Annotated in this window: 16 protein-coding genes; 11 read left to right on the forward strand and 5 right to left on the reverse strand. The window is 34.6% G+C overall.

Annotation, left to right across the window (positions count from 1 at the left end; all coding sequences use genetic code 11):
- Window positions 1–52: 52 nt before the first annotated feature.
- From pyk to BUR19_RS00615, 5 genes are read right to left on the reverse strand one after another with little or no spacing between them, the layout of a single operon-like run.
- Window positions 53–1,498, reverse strand: coding sequence for a pyruvate kinase (pyk, locus tag BUR19_RS00595; protein WP_074233000.1), 1,446 nt, complete (start codon window positions 1,496–1,498; stop codon window positions 53–55).
- A complete protein-coding gene (locus BUR19_RS00600; protein WP_074233001.1) occupies window positions 1,491–1,964 on the reverse strand; it encodes an IPExxxVDY family protein in 474 nt (157 codons plus the stop codon). Before BUR19_RS00600 ends, pyk begins: the two co-directional genes overlap by 8 nt.
- Window positions 1,939–2,709 (reverse strand): ribonuclease III, encoded by a 771-nt coding sequence (gene rnc, locus BUR19_RS00605; RefSeq protein WP_074233002.1) that lies wholly within the window; start codon window positions 2,707–2,709, stop codon window positions 1,939–1,941. Before rnc ends, BUR19_RS00600 begins: the two co-directional genes overlap by 26 nt.
- 9 nt (window positions 2,710–2,718) lie before the next feature.
- Complete coding sequence (gene fabF / locus BUR19_RS00610; protein ID WP_074233003.1) at window positions 2,719–3,966, reverse strand: beta-ketoacyl-ACP synthase II; 1,248 nt, start codon at window positions 3,964–3,966, stop codon at window positions 2,719–2,721.
- 24 nt (window positions 3,967–3,990) lie between these two features.
- Entirely contained in the window at window positions 3,991–4,230 is a 240-nt protein-coding gene (locus BUR19_RS00615; RefSeq protein ID WP_002976354.1) for an acyl carrier protein, read from the reverse strand.
- A 180-nt stretch (window positions 4,231–4,410) separates the two neighbouring features.
- On the opposite strand from BUR19_RS00615, the gene folE reads away from it, so the two are divergent.
- The 11 genes from folE to BUR19_RS00670 all read left to right on the forward strand — a co-directional run bounded on the left by folE (window position 4,411) and on the right by BUR19_RS00670 (window position 18,056).
- A complete protein-coding gene (gene folE, locus BUR19_RS00620) occupies window positions 4,411–5,076 on the forward strand; it encodes a GTP cyclohydrolase I FolE (RefSeq protein ID WP_074233004.1) in 666 nt (221 codons plus the stop codon).
- Between the two features lies 1 nt (window position 5,077).
- Window positions 5,078–5,524, forward strand: a complete 447-nt coding sequence (locus BUR19_RS00625) for a DinB family protein (RefSeq protein ID WP_074233005.1) — start codon at window positions 5,078–5,080, stop codon at window positions 5,522–5,524.
- Between the two features lie 105 nt (window positions 5,525–5,629).
- Window positions 5,630–7,099: a cysteine--tRNA ligase gene (gene cysS, locus BUR19_RS00630; RefSeq protein WP_074233006.1), complete on the forward strand. Its 1,470-nt coding sequence runs from the start codon at window positions 5,630–5,632 to the stop codon at window positions 7,097–7,099.
- 117 nt (window positions 7,100–7,216) lie between these two features.
- On the forward strand, window positions 7,217–8,368 hold the full coding sequence (locus BUR19_RS00635) for a T9SS type A sorting domain-containing protein (protein WP_074233007.1): 1,152 nt from the start codon (window positions 7,217–7,219) through the stop codon (window positions 8,366–8,368).
- Window positions 8,369–8,468: 100 nt separating this feature from the next.
- Window positions 8,469–9,191 carry a hypothetical protein gene (locus BUR19_RS00640; RefSeq protein WP_074233008.1) on the forward strand — a complete coding sequence of 241 codons (723 nt, stop codon included), beginning with the start codon at window positions 8,469–8,471 and terminating at the stop codon, window positions 9,189–9,191.
- A gap of 71 nt (window positions 9,192–9,262) precedes the next feature.
- Entirely contained in the window at window positions 9,263–11,914 is a 2,652-nt protein-coding gene (locus BUR19_RS00645) for a 4-alpha-glucanotransferase (RefSeq protein ID WP_074233009.1), read from the forward strand.
- Between the two features lie 268 nt (window positions 11,915–12,182).
- Window positions 12,183–13,112, forward strand: coding sequence for a hypothetical protein (locus BUR19_RS00650; protein WP_074233010.1), 930 nt, complete (start codon window positions 12,183–12,185; stop codon window positions 13,110–13,112).
- A gap of 100 nt (window positions 13,113–13,212) precedes the next feature.
- Window positions 13,213–13,587, forward strand: coding sequence for a hypothetical protein (locus BUR19_RS00655; RefSeq protein ID WP_074233011.1), 375 nt, complete (start codon window positions 13,213–13,215; stop codon window positions 13,585–13,587).
- A gap of 105 nt (window positions 13,588–13,692) precedes the next feature.
- The gene (locus BUR19_RS00660) at window positions 13,693–14,202 is read left to right on the forward strand and encodes a ferritin (protein WP_074233012.1); all 510 of its coding nucleotides are present in this window, start codon (window positions 13,693–13,695) and stop codon (window positions 14,200–14,202) included.
- 15 nt (window positions 14,203–14,217) lie between these two features.
- Window positions 14,218–16,098 carry a DUF3857 domain-containing protein gene (locus BUR19_RS00665; RefSeq protein WP_074233013.1) on the forward strand — a complete coding sequence of 627 codons (1,881 nt, stop codon included), beginning with the start codon at window positions 14,218–14,220 and terminating at the stop codon, window positions 16,096–16,098.
- Window positions 16,095–18,056: a DUF3857 domain-containing protein gene (locus BUR19_RS00670; RefSeq protein ID WP_074233014.1), complete on the forward strand. Its 1,962-nt coding sequence runs from the start codon at window positions 16,095–16,097 to the stop codon at window positions 18,054–18,056. The genes BUR19_RS00665 and BUR19_RS00670 overlap by 4 nt, the downstream gene beginning before the upstream one ends.
- Window positions 18,057–18,136: the final 80 nt, after the last annotated feature.

The raw sequence follows: 18,136 nt of genomic DNA on the forward strand, positions 1-18,136 counted from the left end.
ATAAAAAAGCCATCGAAATTTCGATGGCTTTTTGTTTTATAATTACTACAAATTAGATTGTAGATAATCTCAATGTATTGGTTTTTCCGCCGTTATGAACTGGCATTGCATTTAGATTCACAACAAAATCGCCTTGCTCTACAAATCCGTAATTGTGCGTCAGCATATTCACTTGGATTACAGTCTCGTCAGTTGATTTTTGCATATCATAATAGAAAGCTCTAACGCCCCAAAGAAGGTTCAACATCGTAATCACACGTTTGTTGTTACTGAAAACGATGATGTGAGAAGAAGGTCTGTGTGCAGAGATTTGGAATGCAGTATAACCAGAACTTGTTAAAGTTACAATAGCTTCAGATCCTGTTGATTTTGCAATATCTACAGCAGAACGACAAACTTTATCAGTGATAAAACGCTCATCTACACAGTTGATTTTTTCTTCGATAACGTGGTTTAGTTTTGAATATAAAGCTGTCTTTTCGATATTCTTAACGATTTTAGCCATATTTCTAACCACATCTACAGGGTATTTTCCAACAGAAGTTTCTCCGGAAAGCATTACTGCATCAGCTCCGTCAAGTACAGAGTTAGCAACGTCATTGACTTCCGCTCTTGTTGGTGTCAAACTAGTAATCATTGTTTCCATCATTTGGGTAGCAATGATAACCGGCTTAGCATAAAGTCTAGCTTTATTTACCAAGTTTTTCTGGATAACAGGAACTTGCTCCATTGGAACTTCAACACCTAGATCTCCTCTTGCAACCATTAGACAGTCACATTCCATCAAAATTTCATCGATGTTTTTCACACCTTCTGGCTTTTCGATTTTAGCAATGATTGGTGTTTTCGTTTTGTTGGTTGGATGTTTTGCCATCAATTCTTTCAAATCGATGATATCCTGTGCATGACGCACGAATGACAAAGCGATCCAATCAAGCTCAAGATCCAACATAAAGTTAGCATCCTCGATATCTTTTTCTGTCAAAGCAGGAAGAGAAACATTGGTATTAGGAAGGTTAACGCCTTTTTTAGAACTCAATGGTCCACCTTGGATTGTTTTAGCTCTTACTGTATCTAAATTATTAGTTTCAATAACTTCAAAAACCAATTTTCCATCATCAATCAAGATTCTTTCCCCAACTTTTACATCCTGAGGGAACTTCTCATAAGTCATATAAACTTTAGTCGCATCGCCCTCCATCTTTTCGTTTGTGAAAGTAAGAACGTCTCCCGGGTTAAGGAAAGAACCTTCTTTTACTACACCAACTCTTAATTTTGGACCTTGCAAATCTCCTAAAATAGAGACTGAGTAGCCATATTCTTTATTGATTTCACGAATTATCTCAACATTTCTTTTCACCAATTCGTAATCGGCGTGAGAAAAATTAATTCTAAATACATCAACACCAGCTTGTATCATCTGTATCATCGTCTCCTTGCTAGAAGTAGCAGGGCCTAGTGTTGCAATGATTTTTGTTTTTTTTAGGTTTTTATTCATAATATTGAATTAATTGATAAAGTTCTTCTTCAGAACTCAGTGAATATTCCTGAATTTGAAATACGAAATTTTCCGGGAGCAAAATTAATGAAAAATCCGCAAACATATCGGAATTTGTAAGGATGTAATCTACATCTTGGTGTAGATTTAGTAAAAATTTAATATTTGATTCATCTGAAAAAAGTTGATTTTGAACTTTTTTTTCTATAGATAAAATCGATTTGTTGGAAATAAAGCTGTAACAGTTTTTTGAATATCTGTCATAAGCTTGATAACGAGAAAATTGATGATCAAAATATTCACCTTTGATGTATATATCATCAATTCTTTTGAAATTAAAATCATTGGTCTTATTGAGTAAAAAAAACAATTCGTGCTCTGGGATTGTTTTTACAAGTCGAATCAATCCTATGACGATCTCCGTGTGATCTTCTTCTAGCTTAAGAAATTGTTTTTTGACCTTCAATAATATTCTCTTTTTTACTCAAAACATAAAAAGCTCGTTGTGCTGCTTTTTCCTCGGCTTTCTTTTTAGAACTTTCTACGGCATTCGCTATCTTTTCGTTGTGCAACCAAACGTGACAGCGGAAAACGGTCACTTTATTAGGTTGGAATTCTTCGCAAGTCTCATACTTGATCGGAACTTTTTTCTTCTGGCTCCATTCCAATAGCAGTCCTTTGTAGCTGATGATTTTATTTTCCAATTTATTGATTGTGGAAGGCGTAAGAATCCTGTCTAAAACAATTTTCTTGCAAAATTCATAATCAATATCCAGATAAATAGCGCCAATCAAAGCCTCCAAAAGATTTCCGGAAATGTTTTCGCTCAGAATCGTTTGGCTTGTATCTGCTTGCAATAACGAACTTAATTTCAGATCTTCTCCAAGTTTGTTAAGATTTTTCCTGTTAACAATTTTGGACTTCATCTGCGTGAGAAATCCTTCATTTTCATTAGGATAAGCCTGAAAAAGATGACAAGAAATAATGGTTCCTAAAACAGAATCCCCTAAAAACTCTAGACGTTCGTAATTTTTTTTATTCGTACTTTTTGAAGAAGATTTTAAAGAAAATGCCTCTTTAAAGATTTCTAAATTATGAATGTTGTATCCAACAATTTCAGAAATTTTTTTGCGAAAAAGAATATCTTTTTCCGAAAGTTTTTGTGCTCTGTTTTTTGGAAGTAATTTTGAAAAATAACTTTTCAACTCCATAAAAACATATTATATTTTTTTGAAAAGAACACAAGCATTGTGACCTCCAAAACCAAAAGTATTACTCATAGCAATGTTAACATCTTTCTCAACAGCAGTGTTGAATGTGAAGTTAAGTCTGCTGTCGATTTTTTCATCGTCAGTAAAATGATTGATTGTAGGCGGAACAATACCGTGAATAATAGTGTGTAAAGCAGCAATAGCTTCTATAACACCAGCGGCACCCAATAGGTGACCAGTCATTGATTTTGTAGAATTGATCTGAATATCAAAAGCGTGCTCTCCGAATAATTTTGCAATGGCATTGGATTCTGCGATATCTCCTAATGGAGTAGATGTACCGTGCATATTGATATGATCTACTTCGTCAGCAGTTACACCAGCATCTTCCAAACAATTTTTCATTACCAGATAAGCGCCTAATCCTTCAGGATGTGGTGCGGTCATATGATGTGCATCAGCACTCATTCCGCCACCAGCTAATTCTGCATAGATTTTTGCTCCTCTTTGTTTTGCGTGCTCATATTCTTCAAGAATGATACATCCAGCGCCTTCTCCTAATACAAATCCATCTCTGTCTTTGTCAAAAGGTCTTGAAGCTGTTTTTGGATCATCGTTTCTTGTAGAAAGGGCGTGCATCGCGTTGAAGCCTCCCATACCGCTTGCTGTAACAGCAGCTTCTGATCCTCCGCAAACGATTACATCTGCTTTACCAAGGTTGATAAGCATTTTAGCATCAATCAAAGCATTGGCAGATGATGCACAAGCTGAAACTGTTGTGTAGTTTGGACCGTGGAAACCATATTCGATAGAGATATTACCTGGTGTGATATCTGCAATCATTTTTGGAATAAAGAAAGGATTGAATCTTGGAATACCATTGGACTCAGCAAAACCTAAAACTTCTGTTTCAAAAGTTTCCAGTCCGCCAATTCCAGATCCCCAGATTACACCTACACGATCTTTGTTAACATTATCTTCTATAAGTCTGCTGTGAGCGATAGCTTCTCTAGCGGCAATTTGTCCGAACTGAGAGTTTCTATCCATTTTTTTTGCCTCTTTCTTATCGAAATAGTTAAGAGGATCGTAGTTTTTTACTTCGCTTGCAAACTTAGTTTTGAAATTAGTGGAATCAAAAAGAGTAATAGGAGCAGCGCCGCTCTCTCCCTTTTTTAGGTTTTCCCAGTATTCTTTCGCATTATTTCCGATTGGTGTAATAGCGCCAAAGCCGGTTACAACTACTCTTTTTAATTCCATAAATTTTTTTCTGTCTAGATAATATTATTTATTTACAACTTCTTCGATGTAAGCAATAGCGTGACCTACAGTTGTAATTTTTTCTGCTTGGTCATCAGGGATTTGAATGTTGAATTCTTTTTCGAACTCCATGATAAGCTCTACAGTATCCAAAGAATCAGCTCCTAAATCATTAGTGAAGCTAGCTTCTGGAGTTACTTCTGTTTCTTCAACGTCAAGCTTATCAGCGATGATAGCTTTTACTCTTGATGCAATGTCTGACATAGTATTTATTTTTAATTATGTTAATTTAGGTGCAAATATATAAAATTTCAAATCATTTCAATTTTTTTTTACTTTTTTAAACTCGTTCTAAATCTATTCTTTTTATAATCAAATCTTTAGATTTACTCTCTATAGGCTACAAAATTTTGTTTATTTTTGCGTCTTATTACTAATGATATTATGGAACATTTTCCTGATAATGACGATGATCTGTTCACGGGCAAAGATCATACACCTCTCAGAAAGGACGCTTTTGATTTGAAACCTGAAGAGAAAGTTGAGAAAATAGAAGGACTTTTTGCGGAAATCATGGAGACTTTGGGTCTTGATATGGAAGATGATTCTTTGAAAGATTCTCCTAAGCGTGTTGCGAAGATGTATGTAAACGAGATTTTTGGTGGTCTTCTTCCGGAAAATAAACCTGGAGTTTCGACCTTTAAAAATCAGTATAAGTACCGCCAAATGTTGGTAGAGAAAGATATTACGGTTTATTCTTTCTGTGAACACCACTTTTTGCCAATTATTGGGAAAGCACACGTTGCTTATATCTCTAATGGTGAAGTAATAGGATTGTCGAAAATCAATAGAATTGTGGATTATTATGCAAAACGTCCTCAGGTTCAGGAACGATTGACAATGCAAATTGTGGATGCTTTAAAAGAAGCTTTAGGAACAAATAATGTCGCTTGTATCATAGATGCAAAACATCTTTGTGTGAATTGCAGAGGAATTAAAGATACGGCTAGCTCTACGATTACTGCGGAATTGAGCGGGATTTTCAGAACCAATCCAATTACTAGACAAGAATTCTTGCATTATGTAGGAAGTCACGCAAAGTTTGATTAAAATGGATTATCAAGTTCTTCGAGATATGGTCGAAAATCAGATTGAAAAATTTAATTCGATTTCAGAAAATCAATGGAATGAAAAATTATCTGATGAAAAATGGTCCAAAAAAGAAATATTAGGTCATCTGTGTGATAGTGCTCTTACTAATATGAGAAGGTTTGTTGTGACTCAATATAAAGAGAATGAAAATATTGTATATGACCAGAATTTTTGGGTAAAGGCTCAGAATTATCAGAATACCACGATTTTAGACATCGTATATTTGTGGAAATATTTGAACCTTCAGATTGTAAATGTGGTGGAAAATATTCCTGATGAATTGTTGGACAATGTTTGCGATACAACGAAATTAGAAAAACAATCTTTCACTTTAAGATTTATTATTGATGAATATATTAGTCATATGAATCATCACTTAAAAGTTATTAATAATGATAAAATTTAAAAAACAATCTCACAAAATCTTCATTACAACAATTATTTGTTGTTGATTTTTTATGTTTAAATATTAAATCACTTATCAATTATAATTTATTATTAATAAAAATCAATGCAACTAAAAATATATAATTCGCTGTCAGGCGAAAAAGAAATTTTCAAACCAATACTGGAAGGTAATATCGGGATGTATGTTTGTGGACCAACGGTTTACAGCAATGTGCATTTGGGTAACGTGAGAACTTTTTTGTCTTTCGATTTCATTTACAGAAGTCTCCAGTTTTTGGGCTATAAAGTCAGATATGTCAGAAATATTACTGACGCCGGACATTTGACGGATGATGGCGATATCAATAATGACAGGTTCATCAAGCAATCCAGACTTGAAAAGTTGGAACCAATGGAAATTGTTCAGAAATATACAGTTGATTTTCACGAAGTTTTGAAGAAATTTAATCTGCTTCCGCCAACCATTGAGCCGACTGCAACAGGTCACATCATCGAACAACTGGAACTCACAAAACTTTTGGTTGAAAAAGGTTTTGCATACGAAAGTAATGGTTCTGTTTATTTCGATGTTTTGGAATACAATGCAAGAGGACTTAATTACGGAGAATTGTCCAGAAGAAATATAGAAGAATTATTTGCTAATACAAGAGACCTTGACGGGCAAGGCGAGAAAAAAAATCCTCAGGATTTTGCACTTTGGAAAAAAGCATCTCCGGAACATATTATGAAGTGGCCTTCGCCTTGGGGAGAAGGTTTCCCGGGCTGGCACTTAGAATGTACTGCGATGAGCACCAAATATCTGGGTGACCAATTCGATATCCACGGTGGTGGAATGGATTTGAAATTTCCACACCACGAATGTGAAATCGCTCAAGGAAAAGCTTGCAATGGTGTAGAACCTGTAAAATATTGGATGCACGCGAATATGCTGACAATGAATGGTCAAAGAATGAGTAAATCAACCGGGAATTACATCCTCCCAATGGAATTAATTACTGGAAATAATGATTTCTTTGAAAAGGCTTTTCATCCAAGTGTGTTGAGATTTTGCTTTTTACAAGCACATTACAGAAGTGTTTTGGATATTTCCAATGATGCAATGTTGGCGAGTGAAAAAGGTTTCAATAGATTGATGGAAGCTGTGAAAATCCTAAATACGCAAGTTCCGACAGAAGGCGTCGAAACATCTTCTTTCGATTATAAAAACTGGAAAGAAAAAGTTTTGGAAGCTTTGTCGGACGATTTCAACAGTCCTATTTTGATTTCCCATTTATTCGAGGCTGTGAAGTTTATTTCGGCTTCAAAATTGGGTAAAGAAAGTATTTCAACAGAAGATTATGAAGATTTAAAACAATTCCTAAACGCCATTGTTTTTGATGTCTTAGGATTGCAAACCATAGAAGAATCTAATAATGATAAGCTTGACCAGACTTTGCAGGTTTTAATTGATTTGAGAAATCAGGCTAGAAAATCCAAGAATTGGGAACTTTCTGACCAGATCCGTGACCAGCTTCTTGAAAAAGGAATTGAGCTGAAAGATGGACGTGATGGAACAAGTTATGTTCTGAATTAATTCATTAAAACAATAAATATTTAAACCTTTCGTAAAAAACGGAAGGTTTTTTTGTTGATGTAAGTATTATATTGTAGAAATACTTAACTTAGTGTCAATTAATTAAACACTTTTACTATGAAAAAATCTCTATCAACTGTACTTTTATTGTTTATTGGTGCAAGTTCTTTTGCTCAGCAAGATATTTTTGCATTGACAGGAAAAGACGCTACAAATATTATTTTTCAGGATTTCCGTGCTTTGGATTCTAAGAAAGGCATTACTGAGAATATTCTTTTGTCTGGAAAAGACCAACCCAGAATTTATTCCAGCAAATTAAACAAAGAAATTTCTGAAGATAATAAATCTTCAGCCAATGCTTTATCCAGTCAAATTGCAGCTTTAGCTGTCGATGGAAGAGGGAAATTGGTTTATATGCCGATGTTTTCTTCCAATATTTATATTTTGGATTCCAAAACAAAAGACATCACTTTGCTGGAAAATAATCTTTCCAATCCAACATCTTGTGACACTGGTTCTCAGTTTTCCAGAATGGCGACAGGAAATGATGGAAATGTTTATACGCTTTCAAATTCAGGTTCTCAACTTTTGAAGATTTTTTATAAAGACGGAAAATATGCGGTTACAGATTTAGGCGTTGTGAAAGATGATTCTGGAAATGGAGAAAATCAGTTAAGCAAAATGCAGACTGGCTTTGGAGGCGATATGATTGCTGATGATAATAACAATATCTATGTTTTTTCAGCTTTTGGAAGTGTCTTCAAAGTATCTTTGAATGATATGAAAGCTAAATTCATCGGGAAAATAAAATCTTTGCCTGAGAATTTTTCCATCAATGGAGTTGCTGTCAATTCTGAAGGGAAAATCATTTTGGCAAGTGCAAAAGGTGGTTTTTTCCATAGCTTGAATCTCGAAACTTTGCAGGCGGAAAAGATGAATAATAATCTTAATATGCCGATTTATGACCTTGGAAGTCCTTATGTTTTGAAATCAAATAAATTGGCGGTTGACATTAATAAAAATGATATTTACCCGACAAAAGTTTCCGAAGGTTTTGTGAATGTAAGAATTGCCAATAATCAAAAAGGAAATGCTAATGTGAAAGTTTACAACGCTTCCGGAAATCTGGTTTCTAATCAAACCATTACCAATATTTCCAATTCTGAAAACCGAATTGAATTAGGAAAATTAGTTTCCGGTGTTTATGTGGTCAATGTGGAATCTGAAAATGGGAAAACAATTGTTTCTAAGAAAATTGTTGTTAGATAATCTACTTTTAATCATAAATAATAACAAATACGGTTAACGAAAGTTAAACCGTATTTTTATTTTAGCAAAGAAGTTTATTTTTGGCCAAAACTATCAACGCTTGAAACGATTTTTACAGGTTCTTATTCTCATTTTATCGGGTTTTATCTTTTCTCAGAACATTTCAGGAAATGTAATTTCAGAGGACGAAGTTCTCATTCCCAAGGTTCTGATTGTGAATATGACCACCAATCAAAAAACATACAGCGATGCCTACGGGAAATTTGTGGTTAATGCGAATATTGGTGATGAAATTCGATTTGCTAAGGAAAGTTACAAATTAGGAAAAATAGTTATTACGAGTAATAATTTTCAGGTAGTCAAATTGGAGAAAATTCCGCAAGAGATAGAAGAAGTTAAAATCATTAATAAAAACCTTGCGGAATCTCAGGAGGAAAAACTCAGAAAAGATATCGGATTACCAAAAGGACCAGAAAAACCACGTGAAAAACCTGTTGAAGCAAAAGAAGTTTTGTTGCCTTTGGTATTTGCTCAACTTAATATTGATAATCTTTATAAATGGCTTTCGGGTAATTCGCGACGCCTGAAAAATCGCTACAAATATGAAGATTTGCAGGAAGGTTTGGCTTGGATTCAGAATAATGTAGACTTAGAGTATTTTGCTGAAGCAGGAATTTCACCCGATAAATTCAATGATTTCTTAATGTTTTCATTAAAAGACGAAAAAGTATTGATGTATATGAAAGCCAAAAACGTAGGCGGAATTACGGTTGCGTTGGACAATAATATTAGTGCTTACCTCGAAAGGATTACGAAAAAATGATTTTTTTACGGGAATATTAGTTGTAATTCAATAATTCGTTAAATTGCGTCAATATTAATAGACCTTAATAAATGAAACTATACTTTAGTGTTAACTTCGGAACAAAAGTTGGCCAGCGACTCGTTTTGCGCCTATTTGACGACAAAACAGAGCATCGGGACTACGACTTGACTTATTCCGAAAATAACAACTGGACCACAGAATTGGATTATTTTTCTAAATCAATTCTCTACAAATATCTTCTCGTGAACGAAGATGGGGAAGTTTTAGAGGAAGAGATTCCTTTCCATCAGCTCAATCTTCCAAACAGTTTTAAAGAGTTTGTAATCTTTGACCAATGGAATCTCAAAAACTTTCCTGAAAATTATTTAACCAACAAAATTCTTCACAATCGTCTGCAAGGTTTTCAGCCTGCAAAACAGCCGGTTGTTAAAAAACACACACATCTTTTCAGGATAGAAGCGCCGCTATATCATCCGAATTGGCAATTGGTACTTGTTGGGAATGTAGATGCTTTGGGAAATTGGGATTACGAGAAAGCAATTGAACTGAGCGAAACTGATTACGGTGTTTGGGAAATCGGCGTAGAAATCAATTCTCATCAAACGATTCTTTACAAATACGCCATCAAAGATAAAAACACAGGCAAAGTTTTTTACATAGAACCGGGCGAAAATCGTTGGGTTTTCGGAAATCCAAATAAGGATATTCTTTATGTGAAAGCGGACCATTACTTCAAATTCGATAATCATACGCTTTGGCATTCTGCAGGTGTTGCGGTTCCGGTTTTCTCTTTGAGGACAGAAGACGGTTTCGGGGTTGGAGAATTTCCTGATATCAAAAAATTGGGAGATTGGGCAAACGAAACCAAACTTTCTGTGATTCAGATTTTGCCAATTAACGATACAACTGCTAATTACACTTGGACAGATTCTTATCCGTACGCGGCGATTTCGGTTTATGCACTTCATCCGCAATATCTTTCGATTGAGAAATTAGAATATGCTTTGCCGAAAGATTTGGTTGAGGATTATCAGGCAAAAAAAGCAGAATTGAATGCTTTGAGTCTGATTGACTACGAGCAGATGATTTCTGGAAAATGGAAATATGCAACGGCTGTTTTCGAGGAAAATAAAGACACAATTCTTAAAGATAAAAACTTTAAAAAGTTCATTAAAGATAACGAAGAATGGCTGATGCCTTATTCTGCATTTTGTGTTTTGAGAGATAAATACAAAACGCCTAATTTCAATGAATGGAAGACACATAAAAAATATGTTGCAGGAAAAGTGGCGACACTTTATTCTCCGAAACATAAAGAATATTCCCAATTGATGCTTCACGCTTGGATTCAGTATCAGTTGCATTTGCAGTTACAAGATGCTGTGGAATATCTTCATCATTTGGGAATTTCCGTAAAAGGAGATTTGCCGATTGGGATTTATAGACATTCTGTCGAAGCCTGGACAGAACCGGAATTATTCGGAATGGATTTCCAGGCTGGAGCGCCGCCGGACCAATTCTCTGATCTAGGACAAAACTGGGAATTCCCGACTTATAATTGGGAAGTGATGAAAGCCGACGGTTACCAATGGTGGAAAAAACGTTTCAAAGTTTTGGAGCAGTATTTTGATGCAATGAGAATCGACCATATTCTTGGATTTTTCAGAATCTGGAGAATGCCAATTTCTGCTACTCAAGGTTTGTTGGGGTATTTTTATCCGGCGCTTCCTGTTACTGAGAAAGAGTTTGCTGACAGACAGATTCCGTTTAGTTTTGACCGTTATGTTAAACCGTTTGTAAACGACCCGATTCTTTGGGAAAATTTCGGAGATGTTAAAGACAAAGTTCAGAATCAATTTTTTGATACTCATAATGGAACAATTACTTTCAAACCGGAATTTGATACTCAGAGAAAATTAACCGATTATTTTAAGAAAGAATCTTGGGATTGGGCAGAAGAAAAATTAATTTCTTTAGCCGGAAATGTTTTATTCTTAACTGAGGAAACCGAGAACGGAATCGTTTATCATCCAAGATTTAATATTGCAAAAACGACTTCTTACAAATACCTTCCGGATTGGGAAAAAGCAAAACTGAATGATGTTTATAATGATTATTTCTTCAAACGTCAGGATGGACTTTGGTATCAGAAAGCAATGGAGAAATTACCGGCTTTACTGAATTCTACAACAATGTTGATTTGTGGTGAAGATTTAGGATTGGTTCCGGATTCGGTTCCTGTTGTGATGGATAAATTAGCAATTACGGCTTTGAAAGTTCAAAGAATGCCTTCTGAAAATATCGCTTGGTACGACCCGAAAAATGCAAGTTATCTGAATGTTGTTACGGCATCTTCTCACGATAGTTCTACGCTGAGACAATGGTGGCACGAGGACAGAAATCTGACTCAGAAATATTTTAATAACCAATTAGGACAGTATGGAACTGCTCCTTGGGATTTAGCTCCGGAATTGTCAGAAATGATAATGAAACAGCATCTTTACACAGATGCAATGTTGGCGATTTTCCCGATTCAGGAATTTTTGGCGACTGACCAAGAATTGATGAACCCAAATATGGATGAGGAAAGAATCAACAATCCTGCAGTTTTCCCACATTATTGGCGATACAGAATGCATCTTAAATTGGAAGATTTGAAAACCAAAGACAGATTCAATCAGAAAATTGCAAGCTGGGTTGAAAATAGCGACCGATTTTAATTTTTAAGTTTAGTTATTCAAAATTTTATTTTGAATAACTTTTCATAAAACCCTTTCAGAGTTTCAAACTCTGAAAGGGTTATTTTTTATTATAATCAATGAAAATTATCACGCTGATTATCAGTGTGAAATTTGATTTTTGAATTGAATTTGAATCCGGAATCTAAATTTTCGTTTAACTTTTATTATCCGTCAATATCCAAAAGATAGAAAGTTTCATTTTAAGTGAAAAATGAATTTTCGAATTTAATTTTTAAAATAAAAAGTTATGAAAAAGATATTTTTAACACTTGCTATTATTTTTGGTGGATTAGTTTCTGCACAAGACTATTACGATACTTACCCAACCGAATATAACGGATACGAATATTACGATAACTCATACGATTATCCAGACGATTATTATTACAACTATCCAGACGATTATTATCCAGACCAATATTACCAAGGTTATTACAACGATTACAGACAGGCTATTTTCTCTGTAAACTGGAATCAGTTTTTTGTCCAATACAGATTGACACCTTTCCAGATTGACCAGATTATGATGCTAAATAATCGTTTTGCTTCTTACGCTGCCTGGAATTCTTATTACAGATGGAATCCTGACAGATGGTATTATGACAGATTCTATGCTTTGCAAAATATCCTTGGTCCAAGAATCTTTGTAGTCTATCAAAATAATTATTTCCGCGGAGCAAGTCCTTTTGTTTATTACAGAAACCGTTGTGTGAACTTCTATGCAAGAAGATATCCTGTAAGACCAGTTTATAGAAATGTGAATATTAATATCTACAAAGTGAACCGAGGAAATTTCAGAGAAGGATTTAGAGAAAATGTTAGAAACCAAGGAATGATAAATCCAACCAGAAATAACGGAATCAGAAATGATAATCCAAGAAGTGGTTCTAATGGAAATAATTGGGGAGGAATCCGAGGTTCTGAAAATAATGGAATAAGAAATTCTGGTGGAACAAGAGATAATAATTTTGGTGGAATAAGAAGCGGAAGTAATTCTGATAACGTAAGAAATCAGCCTTCTCCAAACATCAGAAACGAAGGTGGCGGAATCAGACAAAATCAAAACTCTGAAAGAAAAATTGAGAACAGAAGTAATGAGCGTTCTAACCAAAGAAATTCTACTCCGAAATCTGAAAATGGAAACAGAGGTTCCGGGATGAGATTCACTTCTAGATAAAAACGGATTTAACAAAAATTTATAATATCAACCACTTAACATTATAAATTATAACAAATCAAACAAACAGATAAAATTTATAAATATTAAAATCAAAAAAATGAAAAAATTAATTTTAAGCGCAGCATTTCTTGGACTAGGAGTTTTCGGATTTGCACAAACAACTACAAAAGCAGATTTCACTCAGAAAAAAGCAGAACGTTTGCAACAAATGAAACAAGAATTAAATTTGACTGATGCCCAAGTTGCTCAAATCAAAGCTTTACACGAATCTAAAGCTGCTGAAAAAAAGCAAGAAATGACAGCAAAAAAAGAAGACAGAATGCAGAAGATGAAAGAAAATGAAGCAGAAATGCAGAAAATCTTGACACCGGAACAATACAAAAAATTCCAGGAGTTGAAGGCAAAAAAAATGGCAGAAAGAAAAGCTCAATTTCAAGACAGAAAAAAGGCGGATGCCACTGTTGTTAAATAGTTTTTAGTTAGTGATTAATTTCAGAGAGAGTCGTTATTTTTTAACGGCTCTTTTTTTTATATTTGGGTCTTAAAGTTAAAATTTCATAAAAAAATACATAAAGTTATGGTTTCAGAGAAAATTATTACACTCGTCAACGAACAAATTACCAAAGAACAATACGCAGCACAATTATATCTTTCTATGAGCGCTTGGTTTTATGCGCAAGATTTGGAAGGGATTGGAAACTATTTCCGAGTACAATCTAAAGAAGAATTGATGCACGCAGACAAAATGTTTGATTATGTGAACGACATCGGAGGACAAATCATCCTAAATGAAGTTCCAAAACCTCCACACGAATTTAACAATGCTCAGGAAATCTTCGAAAAAGCACTTGACCACGAGAGACTGGTAACAAAAAGTATTTTCAATATCGTTAAAGCTGCCAACGATGAAGGGGATTTTGCGACAACAAGCTTCTTGCAATGGTTTATCAATGAGCAGGTGGAAGAAGAGTCCAGCGCATCGCTTTTGGTCACCAAGATCAAAATGGTAAAGGATAATCCTTCTGCACTGTATCTATTCGATCAGGAATTGGCGCAAAGGGTTTTTGTTCCAGCTCCAGCCAATTAATATTTTTAAACACTAATGAAAAAACTAATAACCCTATTTGTGTTAATATCTGTCAGGATGTTTTCACAGAATTATGCTATCTCAGAAATTCCGGAAGAGCTTAAGAAAGATGCGAATGCTGTAATTAGAAATATCAGCTCGCATTACATTATCAATTCTCAGAACGATATGGAAATCAATGAGAAAAAAGTTATTTCTATATTAAACAGCCCTGGGGAAAAGTATTCTTACGTTTATATCCCTTATGATAGATCTAGAAAAGTTTCTGATATTAAGATCAAGGTTTATAACGAGTTTGGAAAACAAATCAAAACCTATTCGAAAAGTGATCTGAACGATATTGGTCAGTCAGATGATTCTGCCCTCTATACAGATGACAGAGCATTGTATTTGAAAATTTCCAATACGCTTTATCCTTATACATTGGATGTACAATTCACTACCAATACAAGCAATACTATTTTTTTACCAACGCTGACTCCTTTTTATGATTATAATGTATCTGTACAAAACAGAGAAATTGAAATCTTAAATAAGTCTGGAATTAAGCTTAGAAAAAAGAATATTGAAAATTCATTTGCAAAAGCGGAGTTTAGTGGTGATGATGACAATCTAAAAGTTTCTTACAAAAACATTCCTGCTATCAAAGAAGAAAAATACGCGCCTAGTATGTCTGTGGTTATGCCAAGATGCGAGTTTGCATTAGACCAATTCAACCTTGAAGGGAAGAAAGGAAATTTCACATCATGGGAAGAATTTGGCAAGTGGTATAATACACTTTTGGAGCCAGTGTCGCAAATAACACTTGAGATTCAGCAAGAAGTTAATGCGCTGAATTTGCAAGGTTCTACCGAAGAAAAGGTGAAAAAAATTTACCAGTATATGCAAAGTAAAACCAGATATGTGAATGTTGCTATCGGCATTGGTGGCTGGCAGCCAATGTCTGCTGACAATGTAAGAAAGAAAGGCTATGGAGACTGTAAAGCTCTTACCAATTATATGCGCGTTTTGCTAAAAGCCGCCGGAATCCCTTCTTATTACTCGATTATCTATATGGATGAGACTTCAAAAATTTTTGACAAAAATTTTCCTAAGATGGATGGTAATCATGTTGTCCTTTGTGTTCCTACGGATAAAGGGAATATCTGGCTGGAGAACACTTCTCAGAAAATTGCGTTTGATCATTTGGGGTATAGAACTCTGGACAGAAACGTAATGATGGTAAAAGATAATACTGTGGAAATAGTCGAAACGCCAAAAACAACCTCTGAAAAAAGCAAAGAAATCATCCGTGTAAAAGCGAATCTTTCTGAAAATAATACTTTGGATGTTCTGTCAAAGTTCTCTTATCAAGGTAATGCTTATGACGTAATGATGCCATTGCTCTATATGACTCCGATAGAAGCCAATGATGCAATGAAGCATCGTTATCATAATCTACAGTTTAAAACTATCAATATAGAAAATCTTAATAATGATAAAGATAAAGCCAATATTGATTTCGATTTAAATTTCAAAGCGGAAAATTATTCCAAATCCTTAGGGTCAGATATATATTTCAGAGCGATTCCATTTTTAGAATCCGATTTTTATCTAGAAAGTTCGGAAAGAAGATTTCCGGTTGAGATTCCTTTTGGATTTACAGATGATTATGAAATCGAATATACAATTCCGCAAAACTATAAATTCTCAGAATTGGCGGCTCCTGTCAAAATCGATTCGGAGTTTGGAAACTATTCTTTGGAATTTGTTATTCAGGATAAAAAGCTCCTGGTTAAAAGAAAATTTATGCTAAAGAAAGGCGTCTTTTCTTCGGATAAAATTTCAGAATACATCCAATTCAGAAAACAAACTAATAAAATTGATAACACAAAAATATTGATAACCAAACTATGAGAACTTATTTATTAATTATTACATTGCTTTTCTCAAGCTTCGTTTTTTCACAAAAGTTTCTTGATCCGCCAAAACTGGATATCGAGGATCTTAAATTAACTTCATATGCTAAAAATACATCTGAGCCTGCCGAAGTTCTTTATAAATCCTATCACTATTACATCACTGAGGGGGACTTACATCTGGATGTGGTCAGCAGGGTGAAAATTTATAAAAAGGATGATGCTAAAAAGTTCTTGGAAGAAGAGATATATACTTACATGGGTAAGAATAACAATACAGAGAAAGTCACTTCTCTCAAAGTTAATACATATAATCTCGAAAACGGTAAAATAGCAACTACTACGGTTGATAAAAATTCTAAATACCAATCAAAAGAAAATAAAAACTACTCTGTAACCAAGTTTGCTTTTGAGAATGTAAAAGACGGCTCTATCGTAGAATATAAATATTCGGTTCTGTCGCCATTTCTATATGTCATTCCAAGAGTAATGGTAGAAGATGTAGCACCTATCCGCTATTTCGAATATGTTTTTGATGCGCCAAAACACTTTGGATATAACATCAATTATAAAGGAACGCTCAATCCGCAGAAGAGAGATGTAAGTGAAAAGATTTTATACGGAACAGAAGCCAGAACGTACCGTTTCGCTTACAATGATATTGCGGCCTATAAGGATGAAAAATATGTTAATAATATCGATAATTACAGAACTTCTATCAGAGCGGAGCTTAATTCTACAGACTTTCCAATTACAAGTAATGGAGCATATAGTACGGGTATCTCTGGTGGGTTCAAGTCTTATGGGATTTCCTGGTCAGACATTAGAAAACAATTATATGAGGATGAAAATTTCGGCGATGAGTTGAAAAGAACCAATCTTGTAAAAGAAACCCTTCCTGAGGATATCAAATCGATAAAAGATAAAAAAGAAAGAGCTGCTGCTGTTTTGAAGTTTGCTCAAAATAAATACAAATGGAATGGAGATTATGGTGCTTTTACGGATAAAGGTATCAAACAGCTCATTGCTACGAATAGTGGTAACTCTGCAGAGATCAATCTTATGTTGATTTTATTAATGAGAAGTGCAGGTCTAGATGCTGAGCCGGTGTTGCTTTCTACCATTGGCAGAGGCTTATTAACATCCTATTCTCCGAGTATTACGATGCTTAACTATGTGATTGCTTTTATAGATTTTGATGGTAAACCTGTATTATACGATGCTACATCCAAGATGACGACACCTAATCTGATTCGTCCTGCTGCGCTTAATTATTTTGGATTTGTTATGACAAAAACCGATGCCAAGCAGATCAATATCCTTTGCCCGGAAAAAAGTGTAACATACCTTACTGTAGACGCAAAGCTAAATACGGATGGTACTTTTGAAGGGAATTTTTCTGATAGAGATACAATGCTGTACGCAATGATGAATAGTGAGTCTTATGATAAGGATAAAGAAGCTTACCAGAAGGAAAGTTATAAAGAACGTTACAAATTTCCTTACACCAATATCAAATCCGGTACGACAGAAAAAGGAGACTTCCAAACCAGCTTCGATTTTGATTCGGATAGTTTCGTAGATGGTATTGGCGGGAAATTAGTCTTTAATCCGTTATTGTTTTTATTCAATAAGTCTCACGAGTTCGATCAGTCAGAAGAAAGACGATCGCCGATTGAGTTGACGACAGGCTATGATAAAATCAAAAAAGTGACCATTACTTTGCCGGAGGGTTACACTTTTGAAAATGTTCCGAAGTCCAAAAAATTCAGAACGGAAGACAGCGCCATCCAATATGTTTATAAAGTAACGCAGGAAGGCAATAAACTAACTGTCGAAACCACGACAACAGTTGAAGATCCAGTTTATCCGAAAGAATATTATCCAGCGTTCAAGCAGATTTTTGATAACATTACGAAGATGGAAGGTCAGGTTGTAACTGCCGTTAAGAAATAGAAAAACAAATCCCGGGAATTATTTCTCGGGATTTTTTCTTTTTATTAATGAACTTCGGATAAAATCAAGAACCTGAAAGC

This window comes from Epilithonimonas zeae (assembly GCF_900141765.1).
Taxonomy (GTDB): Bacteria; Bacteroidota; Bacteroidia; order Flavobacteriales; family Weeksellaceae; genus Epilithonimonas; species Epilithonimonas zeae.